Source organism: Enterobacter sp. MG-EB028 (assembly GCF_056673305.1).
Window position 1 is genome coordinate 4704272 of record NZ_CP195079.1, and the last position, 16398, is coordinate 4720669.

General features: G+C 56.8%; 12 protein-coding genes. 4 read left to right on the plus strand and 8 right to left on the minus strand.

The window, feature by feature from the left end; genetic code table 11:
* Positions 1–298: 298 nt before the first annotated feature.
* The 3 genes from argH to argC form a co-directional block, all read right to left on the minus strand.
* On the minus strand, positions 299–1672 hold the full coding sequence (gene argH / locus ACR42C_RS22295) for an argininosuccinate lyase (RefSeq protein WP_061096479.1): 1374 nt from the start codon (positions 1670–1672) through the stop codon (positions 299–301).
* Between the two features lie 77 nt (positions 1673–1749).
* Complete coding sequence (argB, locus tag ACR42C_RS22300; protein ID WP_090420882.1) at positions 1750–2526, minus strand: acetylglutamate kinase; 777 nt, start codon at positions 2524–2526, stop codon at positions 1750–1752.
* 6 nt (positions 2527–2532) lie between these two features.
* A complete protein-coding gene (gene argC, locus ACR42C_RS22305; protein WP_320720975.1) occupies positions 2533–3537 on the minus strand; it encodes an N-acetyl-gamma-glutamyl-phosphate reductase in 1005 nt (334 codons plus the stop codon).
* Positions 3538–3625: 88 nt separating this feature from the next.
* Here argC and argE point away from each other — a divergent pair, with 88 nt between their 5' ends.
* From argE to ACR42C_RS22320, 3 genes are all read left to right on the plus strand, one after another.
* On the plus strand, positions 3626–4777 hold the full coding sequence (gene argE, locus ACR42C_RS22310; RefSeq protein WP_116344059.1) for an acetylornithine deacetylase: 1152 nt from the start codon (positions 3626–3628) through the stop codon (positions 4775–4777).
* 271 nt (positions 4778–5048) lie between these two features.
* On the plus strand, positions 5049–7700 hold the full coding sequence (gene ppc / locus ACR42C_RS22315; RefSeq protein ID WP_116344058.1) for a phosphoenolpyruvate carboxylase: 2652 nt from the start codon (positions 5049–5051) through the stop codon (positions 7698–7700).
* 93 nt (positions 7701–7793) lie between these two features.
* A complete protein-coding gene (locus ACR42C_RS22320; RefSeq protein WP_116344057.1) occupies positions 7794–8642 on the plus strand; it encodes a helix-turn-helix transcriptional regulator in 849 nt (282 codons plus the stop codon).
* On the opposite strand, the gene ACR42C_RS22325 is transcribed toward ACR42C_RS22320, so the two are convergent.
* The 5 genes from ACR42C_RS22325 to ACR42C_RS22345 are packed head-to-tail and all read right to left on the minus strand — an operon-like array spanning position 8629 to position 13590.
* Complete coding sequence (locus ACR42C_RS22325; RefSeq protein ID WP_116344056.1) at positions 8629–8985, minus strand: PTS fructose-like transporter subunit IIB; 357 nt, start codon at positions 8983–8985, stop codon at positions 8629–8631. The two genes, ACR42C_RS22320 and ACR42C_RS22325, sit on opposite strands and share 14 nt — an antisense overlap.
* 2 nt (positions 8986–8987) lie before the next feature.
* Positions 8988–9863 (minus strand): [formate-C-acetyltransferase]-activating enzyme, encoded by an 876-nt coding sequence (locus ACR42C_RS22330; protein WP_116344055.1) that lies wholly within the window; start codon positions 9861–9863, stop codon positions 8988–8990.
* Entirely contained in the window at positions 9829–12123 is a 2295-nt protein-coding gene (locus ACR42C_RS22335; RefSeq protein WP_479984571.1) for a formate C-acetyltransferase, read from the minus strand. The genes ACR42C_RS22330 and ACR42C_RS22335 overlap by 35 nt, the downstream gene beginning before the upstream one ends.
* A gap of 52 nt (positions 12124–12175) precedes the next feature.
* Positions 12176–12496 (minus strand): PTS fructose-like transporter subunit IIB, encoded by a 321-nt coding sequence (locus ACR42C_RS22340; RefSeq protein ID WP_116344053.1) that lies wholly within the window; start codon positions 12494–12496, stop codon positions 12176–12178.
* A 14-nt stretch (positions 12497–12510) separates the two neighbouring features.
* Positions 12511–13590, minus strand: a complete 1080-nt coding sequence (locus tag ACR42C_RS22345) for a PTS fructose transporter subunit EIIC (RefSeq protein ID WP_479984572.1) — start codon at positions 13588–13590, stop codon at positions 12511–12513.
* 302 nt (positions 13591–13892) lie between these two features.
* Between ACR42C_RS22345 and ptsP the strand changes: the two genes are divergently transcribed.
* Positions 13893–16394 (plus strand): phosphoenolpyruvate--protein phosphotransferase, encoded by a 2502-nt coding sequence (ptsP, locus tag ACR42C_RS22350; protein ID WP_479984573.1) that lies wholly within the window; start codon positions 13893–13895, stop codon positions 16392–16394.
* The last annotated feature ends 4 nt before the right edge of the window (positions 16395–16398 follow it).

Consider the following 16398-nt stretch of genomic DNA (forward strand, 5'->3'; position numbering starts at 1 on the left):
CATGGCGATAGATAGCATAGCAACGAACGATTATCCCTATCAAGCTTTCTGTTGAATAATACACCACATAGACGAGGCGGCCCGTGTTTGACCCTTGACGTCCCCGCACCGTCATCGAGTTTCTCTCAAAACTCGAACAACTAAAGCCAACGTGAACTTTTGCGGACCCCGTGGTCCGCTTTTTTTTGCGTAAAAAAGCCCGAGGTAAAAGCAAAATGGCAACCGAAGTTGCCATTTTTAGTGTTTGCTCCCTCTCCCTGTGGGAGAGGGCCGGGGTGAGGGCACCAGCCCGCACAAATCAAACCAACCGGTTTTTCGCATCCGCTATCGCCTGCGCTACTTGCTTCGGCGACACGCCGCCTTTTGCTGCACGCTTATCCAGGCAAGACTGCAGCGCCAGAATCGGATACACATCATCCCCGATAACCGCGCTGAACTTCTGCAGATCGGCCAGCGCCAGATCTTCCAGCGGTTTACCCTGACGAATGGCTTCCACTACCGCTTCACCCACAATATGGTGCGCTTCACGGAACGGTACGCCTTTCGCAACAAGGTAGTCCGCCAGCTCGGTAGAGTTCGCATAGCCCTGCTGCGCCGCTTCCTGGCAGCGCGGACGTTTCACCTGAATGCCGTCCAACACCAGCGCGCCCATATGCAGACAGTCCAGCCAGGTGTCGAGCGCGTCGAACAGCCCTTCCTTGTCTTCCTGCATATCTTTGTTGTACGCCAGCGGCAACCCTTTCAGGGTCATCATCATGCCGGTCAGCGCACCCTGCACGCGGCCACACTTGCCGCGGATCAGCTCCAGCGCGTCCGGGTTTTTCTTCTGCGGCATCAGGGATGAGCCTGAGGTCACGCGGTCGGACAGTTCAACGAAACCCGCTTCGCCAGAGTTAAAGAAGATCAGATCCTCGGCAAAGCGCGACAGGTGCACCATTCCGATAGACGCATTGGAGAGCAGCTCCAGCACGTGGTCGCGGTCGGAGACGCTATCCAGGCTGTTACGGGTGGCGGAGGCAAAGCCCAGCCAGCCTGCCAGCTGCTCACGGTCGATTTCATACGCCGTACCGGCCAGCGCGCCGCTGCCCAGCGGGCTGACGTCCAGACGCTTAAGGGTATCCTGCAGACGGCTTTCGTCACGCGCCAGCATCTCAACGTAGGCCAGACACCAGTGCGCAAAAGTCACCGGCTGCGCGCGCTGCAGGTGGGTATAACCCGGCATCACCGCGTCCTGGTTGTTCTGCGCGGTTTCCACCAGCGCGCTCTGCAGCTGACGGTTGGCCGCCAGCAGTTCGCCAACGGTCTCTTTACACCACAGCTTCAGATCGGTCGCGACCTGGTCGTTACGGCTGCGGCCGGTGTGCAGCTTTTTACCCAACTGGCCAACTTTGTCGATCAGCTTGCCTTCCACCCAGCTGTGAATATCTTCGGCATCGCTCTGCAGGATTTGCTGCGGATCCAGACGCACCTCTTCCAGCAGGTTGTTCAGCGCCTCTTCCAGCTGCTGCTGCTCGTCTGCGGTCAGCACGCCAACGGTCACCAGCGCTTTGGACCAGGCCACAGAGCCGACGATATCCTGTTCGGCCAGGCGGTAGTCGAAGCGCAAAGAGTCGTTGAACTGTTTGAACCGCTGATCCGCTGCCTGTGTAAAACGCCCACCCCAAAGTGCCATAACATGCTTCCTTAATATCTTTGAATTTCATTGCCCGGTGGCGCTACGCTTACCGGGCCTACAAAACATTAAATCGATTACGCTAAAATACGCGTGCCAATCGGCGTGCCGTTAAACAGTGCCGGGAGCTGCTCCGCGTGACGCCAGGAGGCGATATCAACCGGGCGGCCCAGCGTGCGTGCGGCATCCAGCGCGGCGTTCACTTTGACGATCATGCCGTCGGTAATAATGCCCTGAGCAATCAGCTGCTCGGCTTTCTCAGCCGTCATTTCCGCAATGCGCTGGCCTTTACCGTCCAGAATGCCGCTCACGTCGGAGAGCAGGATCAGGTCCGCGCCCAGCGTTGCCGCCAGCGCGGTTGCCGCCTGGTCCGCGTTAACGTTCATCAGCTCGCCCTCTTCGGTCACGCCGATAGAGCTCACCACCGGCAGGAACCCCCCTTCCAGCAGCGTGTTAATCAGCTTAGGCGAACCTGGCTGCGCCAGTCCAACGTGGCCGAGCTCTTCGTCGAGCTGGGTCACTTTTACGCTGTCGCCATCGCCCAGATAGAGGCCCACGGACGCGATGTGGTGTTTCTTCGCCCACGCCAGCAGCGTTTTGTTCGCCGTACCCGCCAGCGCGCCGGTAATGATGTCGATCTGGTCAGCAGGCGTCACGCGCAGGCCGTTCTTCTTTTTCACCGGCAGGTTGAGCCCTTTCATCAGCTCATCCACCACGCAGCCGCCGCCGTGCACGATCACCAGCGGACGCTGGTGGGATTCGCGATAGTTCACCAGCGCGGTAAACAGACGCTCCAGCGCTTCTTCGCTGTCCAGCAGTACACCACCGAGTTTGATAATTAATGGGTTCATCATCACACCTTAAATAAGAGCCTGCGTTTCAGGGAAGCCGAAACGAATATTTGCACACTGCATTGCCTGTGCGGCAGCGCCTTTGAGTAAGTTATCTTCTGCGGCGACAACGATGAGATGCTCGCCCTGCACAGCAAAGCCGATGTCGCAGAACGGCAGACCAACCACGTTTTTCAGCGCCGGAACGCCTTTGTCGTAAAGTCGCACCAGCGGTTTATCCGCATACGCCTGGGTGAAGGCCTCGTTCACCTGCTCTTTGGTCACGCCAGGCTTCAGGCGGCAGGTGATAGTTTCGAGGATCCCGCGCGGGAAGCTGCCCAGGTGCGGGGTGAAAATCACCTCGGCGCCCAGATGCGTCGTGATTTCAGGGTGATGACGGTGATTAAACACGCCATACGGCTGAAGGCTCACTTCGCAGAAGCTGTTTGAGATAGCGGCCTTGCGACCTGCTCCGCTCACGCCGCTGGTGGCGTTGATCACCGGCCACTGGCTCAGATCCAGCAGACCCGCGTCGATCAGCGGCTTCAGGGAAAGCTGAGCCGCCGTCGGATAGCAGCCCGGCACGGCAATCAGGTCCGCTTCCTTTAGCTTGTCTGCGCTCCACTCCGCCAGGCCGTACACCGCTTTTTCAAGCAGATCCGGATGCTGGTGGGTGAAACCGTAATATTTTTCATAGAACGCGCCGTCGTTAACGCGGAACGCGCCGGAGAGGTCGAACACCACGCAGCCGGCAGCCAGAAACTGCGGTGCCAGGTCGTGACTGACCTCGTGCGCTGTGGCTAAAAAGACCACGTCAACGCCGTCGGTAAACTCGCTGATGTCAGACATGGGCTGCAAAGGCAGATCGACAATGCCCTTAAGCCACGGATGCAAATCGGAAATTAACTTTCCTGCATCATTGCTTTGCGCTGACACGGTCAAAGCGGTTATGGTCATATGTGGATGGCGATTCACGTAGCTTACAAGCTCTGCGCCCGCATAACCGCTAGCGCCTACAATCAGCGTATTCAACATCGGGTTCCTTTATGCTCAACGTTAATGTATTTTTATTCACATTTATTGCATGAATATTGATACTATCACGACCTAAGGTGTGTCAACAATGAAAATGAACTTACCGCCATTTATCGAGATCTACCGCGCCCTGATTGCCACTCCTTCCATCAGCGCAACGGAAGAAGCGCTGGATCAGAGCAATGAGTCTTTAATCAATCTGCTGGCGGGTTGGTTTAGCGATCTTGGGTTTAACGTTGAGGTTCAGCCCGTCCCCGGAACACGCCACAAATTTAACCTGCTCGCCAGCACCGGAAACGGTGCGGGCGGCCTGCTGCTGGCCGGTCATACTGACACCGTACCGTTTGACGATGGCCGCTGGACGCGCGACCCGTTTACCCTGACCGAGCACGACAACAAGCTCTACGGTCTGGGCACCGCCGACATGAAAGGCTTCTTCGCCTTTATCCTCGACGCGCTGCGTGACGTAGACGTGACGAAGCTGAAAAAACCGCTCTACATTCTGGCGACCGCCGATGAAGAAACCAGCATGGCGGGCGCGCGCTACTTCTCTGAAAATACGTCGATTCGCCCGGATTGCGCGATCATCGGCGAGCCAACCTCTCTGCAGCCTATCCGCGCGCACAAAGGTCATATTTCTACCGCCGTGCGCGTGCTGGGCCAATCCGGCCACTCCAGCGATCCGGCGCGCGGCGTGAACGCCATTGAGCTGATGCATGATGCCATCGGCCGCATCATGACCCTGCGCGACGATCTGAAAGAACGTTATCACTACGAGGCGTTCACCGTGCCGTACCCGACCCTGAACCTGGGCAGCCTGCACGGCGGCGATGCCTCGAACCGTATCTGCGCCTGCTGCGAACTACATATGGATATCCGCCCGCTGCCGGGCATGACCCTGAGCGATCTCGACGGCCTGCTGAACGAAGCGCTGGCTCCGGTAAGCGAGCGCTGGCCTGGCCGTCTGACGGTCTCCGAACTGCATCCGCCGATCCCGGGTTACGAATGCCCGCCGGACCATCAGCTGGTTGAAGTCGTGGAAAAGCTGCTCGGTGAGAAAACCGACGTGGTGAACTACTGCACCGAAGCGCCGTTTATTCAGACGCTGTGCCCGACGCTGGTCCTTGGCCCTGGCTCCATTAACCAGGCCCACCAGCCGGATGAATATCTGGAAACTCGCTTCATCAAGCCGACCCGCGAACTGATTACCCAGGTTGTGCATCACTTCTGCTGGCATTAAAACCGCACCGAAGAGTCCCCTCTCCCTTTGGGAGAGGGTTAGGGTGAGGGCAACAAATCGCATGATCTCTGTCACATTTCCATAAGCATCTCTTATCTGACGCAATGCGAATTAAATTTCGTAAATTGCCCGCATTTATTCGTTTGCTGAACCGTTTTCGCAGCAATTGACGACGGGGGTTTTACGTGGCTTTATAAAGGGAGATGACAAAATAATGTCCAGAAGATTTTCGCCTGGGCATAAACAAAAATGATGGGGTGACTGGGTTTTTATGAACGAACAATATTCCGCGTTGCGTAGTAATGTCAGTATGCTCGGCAAAGTGCTTGGAGATACCATCAAAGATGCGTTGGGGGAGAATATCCTCGACCGCGTTGAAACCATCCGCAAGCTATCTAAATCTTCCCGTGCCGGTAACGAGGCCAGTCGTCAGGAGCTGCTCACCACCTTGCAGAACCTCTCTAACGATGAGCTGCTGCCCGTTGCACGCGCATTCAGCCAGTTCCTGAACCTGGCCAACACCGCTGAGCAATACCACAGCATTTCGCCAAATGGCGAAGCGGCCAGCAACCCGGAAGTCATTGCCCGCACCCTTCGTAAACTGAAAGACCAGCCAGACCTCAACGAAGCCACCATCAAAAAAGCGGTGGAGTCCCTTTCGCTGGAGCTGGTCCTGACCGCACACCCAACCGAAATTACCCGTCGTACACTGATCCACAAGATGGTGGAGGTGAACAACTGCCTCAAGCAGTTGGATAACAAAGACATTGCCGACTACGAACGCAACCAGCTGATGCGCCGTCTGCGCCAGCTGATTGCCCAGTCCTGGCACACCGATGAAATTCGTAAGCATCGCCCAAGCCCAGTCGACGAAGCCAAATGGGGCTTTGCGGTGGTAGAGAACAGTCTGTGGGAAGGGGTGCCTAACTACCTGCGCGAGCTAAACGAACAGCTGGAAGCAAACCTTGGCTACCGCCTGCCGGTCGACTTTGTTCCGGTGCGCTTCACCTCCTGGATGGGCGGCGACCGCGACGGTAACCCGAACGTGACCGCGGAAATCACCCGTCACGTCCTGCTGCTGAGCCGCTGGAAAGCAACCGACCTGTTCCTGAAAGACATTCAGGTGCTGATCTCCGAGCTGTCGATGGTGGAAGCAACGCCGGAACTGCGCGCGCTGGCCGGGGAAGAGGGTGCCAGCGAGCCGTACCGTTTCCTGATGAAAAAACTGCGTGGGCAGCTGATGGCCACCCAAGCCTGGCTGGAAGCGCGCCTTAAAGGCCAGCGCCTGCCGAAGCCGGAAGGCCTGCTGAGCCAGAACGAGCAGCTCTGGGAGCCGCTCTACGCCTGTTATAAATCGCTGCAGGCCTGCGGGATGGGCATCATCGCCAACGGCGAACTGCTCGACACCCTGCGCCGCGTGAAGTGTTTCGGCGTGCCGCTGGTGCGTATCGACGTGCGTCAGGAAAGTACCCGCCATACCGAAGCCCTGGGCGAGCTGACCCGCTATCTCGGCATCGGCGACTATGAAAGCTGGTCCGAAGCCGACAAACAGGCCTTCCTGATCCGCGAGCTGAACTCCAAGCGCCCTCTGCTGCCGCGCAGCTGGGAGCCAAGCAACGAAACCCGCGAAGTGCTCAACACCTGCAAAGCGATCGTTGATGCACCGAAAGGATCGGTGGCCGCCTACGTGATCTCCATGGCGAAGACCCCGTCCGACGTGCTGGGCGTACACCTTCTGCTGAAAGAAGCGGGTATCGACTACGCCCTGCCGGTCGCCCCACTGTTTGAGACCCTCGACGACCTGAATAACGCCAACGACGTCATGACTCAGTTGCTGAATATCGACTGGTACCGCGGCTTTATTCAGGGCAAACAGATGGTGATGATTGGCTATTCCGACTCCGCAAAAGATGCGGGCGTGATGGCGGCATCCTGGGCGCAGTATCAGGCGCAGGACGCGCTGATCAAAACCTGCGAGAAAGCCGGTATTGAGCTGACCTTGTTCCACGGACGTGGCGGCTCCATTGGCCGCGGCGGCGCGCCTGCTCACGCGGCATTGCTGTCACAGCCGCCGGGAAGCCTGAAAGGCGGCCTGCGCGTCACCGAGCAGGGCGAGATGATCCGCTTCAAGTACGGCCTGCCGGAAGTGACCATCAGCAGCCTGTCGCTCTACACCAGCGCGATCCTGGAAGCCAACCTGCTGCCGCCGCCGGAGCCAAAAGCGTCCTGGTGTCATATCATGGACGAGCTGTCTGACATCTCCTGCGATCTGTACCGCGGCTACGTGCGTGAAAACAAAGATTTCGTCCCTTACTTCCGCTCGGCCACGCCTGAGCAGGAGCTGGGTAAACTGCCGCTGGGCTCGCGTCCTGCGAAGCGTCGCCCGACCGGCGGCGTCGAATCTCTGCGCGCCATTCCATGGATCTTCGCCTGGACGCAGAACCGCCTGATGCTGCCCGCCTGGCTGGGTGCTGGTGCCGCGCTGCAAAAAGTGGTGGAAGACGGCAAACAGAACGAACTGGAAACCATGTGCCGCGACTGGCCGTTCTTCTCTACCCGTCTGGGCATGCTGGAGATGGTCTTCTCGAAAGCGGACCTGTGGCTGGCGGAATACTACGACCAGCGTCTGGTGAAACCGGAACTGTGGGCGCTGGGTAAAGAGCTGCGCGAGCTGCTGGAAGGCGACATCAAAGTGGTGCTGGATATCGCCAACGACTCGCATCTGATGGCGGACCTGCCGTGGATTGCCGAGTCTATTCAGCTGCGTAACATCTACACCGACCCGCTGAACGTTCTGCAGGCAGAGCTGCTGCACCGTTCGCGTCTGGCGGAAGAAGAAGGTAAAGAGCCGGATCCGCGCGTCGAACAGGCGTTGATGGTGACGATTGCAGGCGTTGCGGCAGGTATGCGTAACACCGGCTAATGCTTTATGCCCGGCGGCGCTGCGCTTGCACGGGCCTACGTTAAGTAGGCCGGGTAAGCGTTAGCGCCACCCGGCAATACCCTGGTATCCACCATGCACCACGACATTACCCACATCCTGACTGACCTGATCAACGGCACAACGACGCTGCGTCAGGTGCATTTTGCAAACCCAGCCATCTCCGCACCCGACCTTGCCTTAAAAGTTGATTTCCCACGTCTGGAGATCGTGCTCGACGGTTCGGTGAAAGACCAGGCAGCTTCCGTTTTACAGCAGGGTGATGTTTTATACGTCCCGGCTGGCGGCTGGAACGATCCACAATGGCAAACACCCGCGACGACGTTGAGCATCCTGTTTGGCAAACAGCAGCTTGGGTTTAGCCTTTTGCACTGGGATGGTGTTGAAGTGCGTAACCTGGCAAAGCAGCACGTTGCTCGCCGTGGCCCCCGCATTGGCTCCTTCCTGCTACAGACGCTTCATGAAATGCAGATGCAGCCGCACGAGCAGCAAACCGCACGCCTGATCATCGCCAGCCTACTTAGCCATTGCGTCGATTTGCTGGGTAGTCAGATCCAGACCGCCTCACGTAGCCAGGCTCTGTTTGAAGCCATTCGCGTTTATATTGATGAACATTATGCGACCCCGCTAACCCGGGAATCCGTCGCCCAGGCGTTTTATATCTCTCCGAACTATTTATCGCATCTTTTCCAGAAAACAGGCGCGGTAGGTTTTAATGAATACCTGACTCACACCCGGCTGGAGCACGCGCGTCAGTTGCTGAAAGGGTATGATTTAAAGGTGAAGGAGGTGGCGCATGCCTGCGGGTTTGTCGACAGTAATTACTTCTGCCGCTTATTCCGTAAAAATACGGAACGTTCGCCGTCAGAGTACCGTCGCCAGTATCACAGCCAGCTGACAGGGAAAGCGGTCAGTCCAGAATGACCTGAGTATGCTGCGGCGCGGATACCATTTTACGTACTGCAGCCATGACCTTGTGCGGATCGCGCAGGAAAGCATTAATCCCGCACTTCACATAGCGGCAGGATTCAAATCGCTCGCTGCCCGCCAGCTCAATATCCGTAATAAGCAATACGACATCAGCGCGCCGGATATCGTCCTCCGTCAATTCACTTTCAATGCCTAACGCCCCCTGAGTCTCAATGCGGGCTGACCATTTCTCCTGCTGGCAAATCCGCTCCAGCCGTTCTGCGGCCATGTAAGTATGCGCCACGCCGCTCACGCATGCGGTTACCGCCACCAGATGACGCACTGCCGTTACTGTCATTTTCAACCTCCCACGGTGACATGAAACCCTTTACGTTCCGCCATACGGCGAAAGACTGCAACTTCGTCAGTTGTCGGAGGTATCACCTCCCGCATCACCCATTGTTGCCCAAGCAGGCGGTATTTTGGTTCGCCATACGCGTGAAACGGTAATAAATGCAGCTGACGTATCCCTGTAGGCAGCAAAAATGCCAGCACGCGCGCCATGTTGGTTTCCGTCAGCGTATAGCCAGGAATAAGCGGTACGCGGGGGATGACGTTTATGCCTTCCGCCACCAGTTGCTTAATGTTATCCAGCACTCTTGGCAGATTCACCGCCGTCACCGAACGCGCCTGCTCTGGATCCATAATCTTCAGGTCAAACAGTACTTCATCGCACTGTCGTGTCAGCGGTAGCAATCGTGACAGGGGCGCATCTCCCGCCGTCTCAATGGCGGTGCGTATACCGTAACGGCGCAAACGCGCAAGCAGCTGCGTCGCAAAAGGTGCCTGCATCAATACTTCCCCGCCCGACAGCGTCACTCCGCCACCCGAAGAGCGGAAGAAAACATCGTCTTTCATCACCTCGCGTTCAAGCTCGTCCAGCGTCACGTCGCGTCCGATGCGCTCAAACGCACCGGAAGGACATTCGTCCGCATCACGCAGGCAGGGCGTGCAGCGCAAACATTTACTCTCCCGGCGAACCGTCTCAATTTTTGGGGAGATCGACTCCGGGTTGGCACACCACGGGCAGCGGTGAGGGCAGCCTTTAAAAAAGACCACCGTGCGAATACCCGCCCCGTCGTTTAACGAATAGCGCTGAATATTGAAAATACGCGCCACGTCGGCGCGTGTTTCAACGACGTCACAGCTGATGCGCGGTGCGGCGGATAATGTCATCCTGGATCTCCTTCGACAGCTCAACAAAGAAGGCGCTGTATCCGGCAACGCGCACCACCAGCCCAGCAAAATCCTGTGGACGCCGCTGCGCTTCACGCAGGGTTTCCGCGTTCACCACGTTGAACTGGATGTGTTGCAACTTAAGCTGCGTGAACGCACGCAGGAAATCTGCCAACTTTTGCAGCCCTGTGTCGCCTTCCAGCGTCGCCGGTGTGAATTTAACGTTTAATAGCGTACCGTTAGATAACAGATAGTTATCCAGCTTACTCACCGATTTGAGTACCGCGGTTGGGCCCTGCATATCTTGCCCAAGCATCGGTGAAAGCCCGCCGTCCGCCAGTTGCTCACCGGCAAAGCGTCCATCCGGTGTTGCCCCCACAACCGCCCCCAACGGCACGTGTGCCGATACGGTATAAGACCCCGGCGTAAATTGCCCGCCGCGCGGGTTACGGTATTTTTCGACCTCTTTGCAGTAGTGGCGCAGCAGTTCAGCGCTGATGTTGTCGACATCATCGATATCATTGCCGTATTTTTCGAAGCGATTGATCAGCCTTGCTCGCACTTTTTCGCCCTCCGGGGTGGCAAAGTTCGCTTTTAACACGGCTAAGAGCTCATCAAAACTTAAGCGTTGCTGTTCAAAGACCAGCCCTTTCAGGGCATGCAGTGAATCGCTCAGGTTGGCTATTCCGATCCCTTGTACACCAGAGAAGTTATAGCGCGCCCCGCCGTCGGTAATGTCTTTCCCAGATGCCAGGCAATCGCTGATAAAAGAAGAGAGCAACGGCACCGGAGCCCAATCACGATGGCCGATATCGCAGATATTGCTCCCCTCAACCATCAGCGCAATGTAGTGATTAATTTTGGCGCGAATATTCTCCAGCAACCCTTCATAACTCAACCCTGCGTTGCCTTCATTCTCGTGCATCGCGATTTCCATCACCTTCAGCAGGTTAAACATGGCAATATCGTGCAGACCGTAGGTTTTACCCGGAATCGACAGCTCAACACAGCCGACGACAGCGTAGTCGCGCGCGTCCTCCAGCGACACGCCGCGATTGAGGAAGGCAGGCACCACCACTTCATCGTTAAAAATCTGCGGAATGCCGGTGCCCAGGCGAATGGTCTCTGCGGTTTTAAGCAGGAAAGGCCGGTCGATAAGTTCATTCACCCGCACGCCGAGGTTCGGCTGAGGAAGCTGAACGCTTTGGTAGGCATCCAGGCACAGGAAGGAGAGCACGTTTACCGCACTACGGCCGCTTTCCGTCAGGCCGCCTAACAGTGCGGTATACCCGGTCGGGAACCCGGCGAAATAGCGGGCGCTGCTGGTCGAGCGTAAAAGCACGACGTCATTGCACTTCACCCACAGCGACTCAAGAATCTCTTTCAGGAACGCGGGCTCATCGCCTTGTGAGAGCGAGGCCTGATAAAACGGCAGCATGTACTGGTCAAAGCGCCCGATAGAGAGCGAACTGGCGTTGGATTCGTACTGCAAAATGATGTTCATGTACCAGAAAAGCTGACACGCCTGCCAGAACGTCTGTGGCTTCTGCTGTGCGTTGTGCCGCGAGATGTCGGCAATTGTCAGCAGTTCCTCTCGCCGCGGCACATCGCTGACCCAGGCCAGCTCTTCAGCCAGCGCCGCGTAGCGCAAAATATGGCGCTGGGAAGCCTCAAGCAGGATCAGTGCCGCTGCATAGAAAGTGTTATGGGGATCGCGGGCGCAGTGTTCACGCAGTTCCTCCACCAGCACACCCAGGCCGTTATTAAGCAGGCGTGGATAATCAATAATGATATGCCCCTGCCCTTTATCCGTCTGGTTGATGCTGAAAATCTGCGTCCCTACCGCGGTTTTCACCTCATCTGTCATCTGGCTGTTGATGAAATCCTTCATTGACCGGTTTTCCCAGTAGGGGTACAGCACGTCACGGTAGGTCTGCTTATCCTCATCGCTGATTTCAAAGCGGTCCTGCGGACGTGTGGCAAACTGATCCAGCTCCTTAAGCAGCCAGTACGGATCCATCTCCGGAGACATAATGCCTGCACGCGGTTTAACGGTGCGGTTCCCGGCAATCAGCTCCTCATCACGAATCGCGATTTTTACATGGTCGAGTATGTACGCCGTCGCTTTCGCGCGCCGGATAATCACCGGCTCACCTTCCGTCTGCTGGTGGCTGGCGGTATAGAGCAAAGCACGCTCAAGCGAGATTTCACGCGGGCTGGCAAAAAGAGCGTCTTTCAAACGCTGGGTACGATTCGTCATGAGGGAACTCCTGTAACGGTAAAACGAGCCCGCCCCGAAGGGCGGGAGAGCATCAGGCGGTTTGTGCCAGGTGGGCATCAATTTTGTTCATGATGGCGTCGGCACGTTTTACCGCGTCGCTGATATTGACGCGTACGGTGGTTTTTCCGGCAAAACGCTCTTCGAATTTAATGCCAATATCCTTGGTCAGGATCACCACATCCGCGGCGGCAACGTCTTCTGCCGTCAGCTCATTCTCAAGACCGATCGATCCCTGTGTTTCTACTTTCACTTCCCAGCCTTTCGCTTTTGCGGCGCTTTCCAGCGCTTCAGCAGCCATATAGGTATGGGCAACGCCAGACGGACATGCTGTTACTGCGATAATTCGGGCCATGTTCTCTTCCTCACTCAGTTAATTTCGAAATCCAGATCCAGGTCATCCTCTTTTTCCTCGACCTGTTTTGTATTCTTACGGGCAATACGCTTCAGCACGTTGACGCTGATTGCCGTTACCACTGCACCCACAGCAACTGCCGCGATATAGCCGAGCTTGCCGTCCACCACGGGAAGCACAATCAACCCACCCCAACCGGCATAGCATTGCGCGCCCATCACGGCAGCCGTGACCGCACCACACGCGGAACCCAGCATGATGGAAGGAATCACGCGCAGAGGGTCAGCAGCGGCAAACGGAATTGCCCCTTCGGTGACGCCAACACAGCCCATCACCAGCGCCGCTTTCCCCGCTTCACGTTCTTCATCGGAAAAATTCTTGCGGCCGACTAACGTTGCCAGGCCTAACCCCAGCGGCGGTATGCAAATAGCCACGGCGGCAATCGCAACGACGGTATAGATGCCCTGCGCAACGCAAATCAGCATGAAGGCATACGCCACTTTGTTAACCGGGCCGCCCATATCGAACGCCAGCATAAGGCCGAGAATGATGGCAAGTACCACGATGCTGCCCTGCTGCATGCCTTGCAGCCACTGAGTGAGGCTGGTGGTCAGCGCGCCTACAGGCTCGCCAAGACCCCACATCATGATGCCCGCGGTAATAGAGGTGCCGATAATCGGGATGATGAAGATGGGCATGACGGAACGCAGCACTTTCGGGACCGGCAGTTTTTTCAGGTACCAGACGATAATTCCACCGAAAATCCCAGCGATAATCGCGCCGAAGAACCCCGCGCCAAAGCTGTTGCCCACCCAGGCGGCAATGGCACAGGGAGCCAGCGCGGCGCGTTCTGCAATCGAGTAGCCAATGTAAGCGGCCAGGAAAGGCACCATCAGCGTTAAACCCGCCACACCAATATCAAAGAGCTTTTTCAGATTGGGATCGGTTGCGGCATCCGGTACCGCGCCCTTGCCGTATAGCATTACTGAAACCGCCAGCAGAATGCCGCCCGAGACCACGAACGGGATCATATGCGACACCCCGGTCATCAGATGCTGCCGCGTGTTCTTGAGAATGTGCACCAACGCTTTCATATGTCGCTCCAGGCCTAAAACCATAAAGATGTTGTGGCAAACAATAGGCAATCAGAAAGACGGCGGACAGTAGACAAAAAGGCCATTTACTGGATTTTTGTAATATCGAAATAAAAATGCGATCCGCCTCGACATTTCACACCGGCGATGCATTACGCAAAACGTCAGAACCTGTGAGTGAAATCTCATTTTTAGCGTCACATTACATTTGTCCAGCTTTTGGCAGTTTTGTCACATGGCGTGCCTCATCCTCACGCTCGTATGCTCTTTCGCATCATTGATGATTGGTTTCAGGAGTGTGTATGGCTCTGGTAGTGGAATTTACCTGTGAATTGCCCAACGGTGTTCACGCGCGTCCGGCAAGTCATGTGGAAACGCTGTGCAATACGTTTGTCTCGCAAATCGAGTGGCATAACCTGCGTACGGACCGTAAAGGCGATGCCAAAAGCGCGCTGGCATTGATTGGTACCGATACGCTGGCAGGCGATCCCTGCCGTCTGGCAATCTGCGGTGAAGATGAGCAACATGCCCATCAGCGGCTGGAGCAGTGGCTGAGAGAGGAGTTTCCGCACTGTGACGCACCGCTTGAAGGAGTTATCAGCACGGAACTGGAGCCCTTACCAGAATCACTGACACGCCTGAACCCGACGCTTTTTCGCGCCACTCCGGTATGCAGCGGCAGTGGGCAGGGCATCCTGACGGTACTGACATCGCTGGATCTCAACGCCCTGACCGATTTACCCGAAGCACAAAACGTGGAAGCTGAGCAATCGGCGCTGGATACCGGTCTGACGCTGCTGGTCAAACACATTGAGCTGCACGCGCTGGAAGGCGACAGCACCGCCAGCGCCATTCTTGAAGCCCACCGCTCGCTGGCTACGGATACCTCGCTGCGCCAGCATCTCCTGTCAGGGGTCAACCGGGGCTTAAGCTGCGCTCAGGCCATCATCGCCACGGCCAACCATTTCTGCGAGACGTTCTCTCGTTCCAGCAGCAGCTATCTGCAGGAACGCGTACTGGACGTGCGCGACGTCTGCTATCAGCTTTTACAGCATATCTACGGTGAAGCTTGTTTCCCGTCTCCGGGGCAGCTGACGCAACCGACCGTCTGCCTTGCTGACGACCTCACTCCCGGCCAGTTCCTGGAACTGGATAAAACCATGCTCAAAGGGTTGCTGTTAAAAAGCGGCGGAACCACCTCGCACACCGTGATCCTCGCGCGCTCCTTTAATATCCCGACGCTGGTGGGCGTCGACGGTGAAAGCCTGCTGCACTGGCGCAATCAGTCTGTCTTTGTGGATGGCAATGCCGGTGCGGTCGTAGTCAATGCCAGCGATGCGGTAGCGCGCTACTACCAACAAGAAGCGCGGGTACAACAGGCGATACGCGAGCAGCAGCGCATCTGGCTCGATCGTGAAGCCAGAACGGCCGACGGTCTGCGCATAGAGATTGCCGCGAACATCGCCCACGCGGTGGAAGCCCAGGGGGCATTTGGCAACGGCGCCGAGGGCGTGGGCCTGTTCCGCACTGAAATGCTTTATATGGATCGCACCAGCGCGCCCGGCGAAAACGAGCTATACAACATCTTCTGTCAGGCGCTGGAGAGCGCAAACGGGCGGAGCATTATTGTACGTACCATGGATATTGGCGGTGATAAGCCGGTGGAGTATCTGAATATTCCGGCAGAGAACAATCCGTTCCTCGGTTACCGCGCCGTGCGCATATATGAAGAGTATGCAACCCTTTTCACCACCCAGCTTCGAGCGATCCTGCGCGCCTCTGCTCACGGCAATCTGAAGATCATGATCCCGATGATCTCCTCGATGGAAGAGATCCTGTGGGTCAAAGAGAAACTTGCCGAAGCGAAACAACAGCTTCGCAATGAACATATTCCGTTTGATGAGAAAATCCCGTTCGGCATTATGCTGGAAGTGCCTTCGGTGATGTTCATCATCGATCAGTGCTGCGAAGAGATTGATTTCTTTAGTATTGGCAGCAATGACCTGACGCAGTATCTGCTGGCCGTCGACCGCGACAACGCCAAAGTCACGCGCCACTACAACAGCCTGAATCCGGCCTTCCTGCGCGCGCTGGATTACGCGGTGCAGGCAGTGCATCGCCAGGGGAAATGGATTGGCCTCTGCGGTGAACTGGGCGCGAAAGGGTCAGTGCTGCCGCTACTGGTAGGTCTTGGTCTGGACGAGCTCAGCATGGGCTCACCTGCCATTCCCGCTACCAAAGCGCGCCTGGCCCAGCTTGATAGCCGCGCCTGTCGCCAGCTACTGAACCAGGCTATGGCGTGTCGTACATCGCTCGAAGTGGAGCATCTGCTCGCCCAGTTCCGCATGAATCAGCAGGATACGCCGCTGGTGACGCCACGCTGCATCTCTCTGGATAACGACTGGAATAGCAAAGAAGAGGTCATGAAAGGGATGACCGATAACTTACTGCTCGCCGGGCGTTGCCGCTATCCGCGCAAGCTGGAAGCCGATCTGTGGGCACGCGAGGCGGTCTTCTCCACCGGGCTGGGTTTTGGTTTCGCCATTCCACACAGCAAATCGGAGCATATTGAGCAATCCACCATCAGCGTTGTACGCCTGAAATCCCCCGTCATGTGGGGAGATGAAGAAGCACAATTCATCATCATGCTGACGCTGAACAAACACGCCGCGGGCGATCAGCATATGCGTATTTTCTCCCGCCTGGCCCGCCGCATCATGCATGACGATTTCCGCAGCGCGCTGGTCAACGCCAGCTCAGAAGAGGCTATCGCCTCCCTGCTACAACACGAATTAGAACTCTGAAACG

Bases quoted from the DNA above. Each gene is read 5' to 3' on its own strand.
- argE (WP_116344059.1), top strand. From the start codon at position 3,626: ATGAAAATGAACTTACCGCCATTTATCGAGATCTACCGCGCCCTGATT.
- ACR42C_RS22340 (WP_116344053.1), bottom strand. From the start codon at position 12,496: ATGGCCCGAATTATCGCAGTAACAGCATGTCCGTCTGGCGTTGCCCAT.
- ACR42C_RS22335 (WP_479984571.1), bottom strand. From the start codon at position 12,123: ATGACGAATCGTACCCAGCGTTTGAAAGACGCTCTTTTTGCCAGCCCG.
- ACR42C_RS22325 (WP_116344056.1), bottom strand. From the start codon at position 8,985: ATGACAGTAACGGCAGTGCGTCATCTGGTGGCGGTAACCGCATGCGTG.
- ptsP (WP_479984573.1), top strand. From the start codon at position 13,893: ATGGCTCTGGTAGTGGAATTTACCTGTGAATTGCCCAACGGTGTTCAC.
- argC (WP_320720975.1), bottom strand. From the start codon at position 3,537: ATGTTGAATACGCTGATTGTAGGCGCTAGCGGTTATGCGGGCGCAGAG.
- ACR42C_RS22345 (WP_479984572.1), bottom strand. From the start codon at position 13,590: ATGAAAGCGTTGGTGCACATTCTCAAGAACACGCGGCAGCATCTGATG.
- ACR42C_RS22320 (WP_116344057.1), top strand. From the start codon at position 7,794: ATGCACCACGACATTACCCACATCCTGACTGACCTGATCAACGGCACA.
- ACR42C_RS22330 (WP_116344055.1), bottom strand. From the start codon at position 9,863: ATGACATTATCCGCCGCACCGCGCATCAGCTGTGACGTCGTTGAAACA.
- ppc (WP_116344058.1), top strand. From the start codon at position 5,049: ATGAACGAACAATATTCCGCGTTGCGTAGTAATGTCAGTATGCTCGGC.
- argH (WP_061096479.1), bottom strand. From the start codon at position 1,672: ATGGCACTTTGGGGTGGGCGTTTTACACAGGCAGCGGATCAGCGGTTC.
- argB (WP_090420882.1), bottom strand. From the start codon at position 2,526: ATGATGAACCCATTAATTATCAAACTCGGTGGTGTACTGCTGGACAGC.